General features: G+C 23.2%; 1 protein-coding gene. It reads right to left on the minus strand.

Going from position 1 to position 1,455, the window contains the following annotated elements:
- Positions 1-205: 205 nt before the first annotated feature.
- Complete coding sequence (locus tag RI01_RS03025) at positions 206-1,171, minus strand: IS3 family transposase (RefSeq protein ID WP_017193196.1); 966 nt, start codon at positions 1,169-1,171, stop codon at positions 206-208.
- Between the last annotated feature and the right edge of the window lie 284 nt (positions 1,172-1,455).

Genomic DNA, 1,455 nt, shown 5'->3' on the forward strand with positions numbered 1-1,455 from the left:
TTTTAATAATTCTTTAGTTTCAAAAGATATTTTTTTTTATATTTTACCCTTACACTATATATTTAAGTAAAAAAAGTTAAAATTCCGTTAAGAAAATGAAATCATAATTATTTTTTTACGAAATTATGTTATTTTGGTCAAAAAAATGTGCAAAAAGGTAACCTCTTTTTCAAGGCTAAACATTAAAATAAATTAAAAAAATAATTTATATAAGATTTTGGCAATATTGAGAAGGAGATGAATAATTTAATTTAGCTAAAATCCATTGATTATTCCAAAATTTAGGGAAATAATTGATTATTTTTTTTACTTTTTTGGTTGATTTTTGAAATAAAAAAGGATGTTGATGTTGTAAGATAGTTTTCATTTGGCTGAAAAAGTTTTCAATAACAGCGTTATCACGTGGAGTAGCTTTTCTTGACATACTGATTAAAAAACCTTTTTTAGTTAGTGTTTGTTGGACTTTTTGCGATTGATAAACTGTTCCTTGGTCGGAATGGATGATACAAGGTTCTTTTAATGGAGATAATTTTTTGATTGTATTTAAAACTAATTCTTTATTTTGATATTTTGAAGTGTGGGAAGCGATGATTTGGTTGTTAAAAGAATCAATAATACAAGAAAAATATAAAAATCCTTGTGGAGTTTTGAAATAAGTGATATCTGTAAAGAGTTTTTGTAAAGGGGCTGTTGATATAAAATCTTGATTAATTAAATTATCTACTACTTTTAATTTAGCTTTTAAATTATTTTTATAATTATATTTATTTTTTTTAATTCTTAAACGACAAAAAATACCATTTTCTTTCATAATAGTATAAACTTTTTTCTTTGTAATGAGTTCATTAAAAGTTTTTTGGTATAAATCAGTGATTTTACGATGACCGTAAAAATATTGTTGGTGTAAACATAAAGCTTTAATGCGATTTTGTTGTAATAAATATTTTTCTTTTTTGGCTTTGATTTTATTTTCGACTTTCAACCAATAATAATAAGTGCTTCTTTTTGTTCGGATAGTTTTTAAAATGGTTGTTAAATTTAGTTTTTGATTAAATTGTTTAACCAATTCAAAAACTGTTTTTTTATCAGTTTTTTGATTTTTTTTCATTAGAGCTTGTAATAATTTATTTTTGTGGATTTCTTTTTCTATTATTTTTTCTATTTTTTTCATGATTTAAATATCGTTTCCTTTTTTTATATCATATACATCAACCATTATAACTCTAAATGATTATATTTATTGAAAAAAGGGTGGTGCACGCAACTGGGGGATTTTTATTTTTCTTCTTCTTTTGTTTTTGTTTGCTTATAATTTTTGTTAGCGCTTCAGCGCGTTAGGGATGGTGTTTGGTTAATTTTTTACAACTCCTTTTAATAATGGAAAGGAAAAATAGGGAGTTATTTATATATCGAAAAATAATAATGATAGATAAAAGATACAACGATAATATCAAA

The organism is Italian clover phyllody phytoplasma str. MA1 (assembly GCF_000300695.1).
In the GTDB taxonomy this organism is placed as follows: domain Bacteria; phylum Bacillota_I; class Bacilli_A; order Acholeplasmatales; family Acholeplasmataceae; genus Phytoplasma.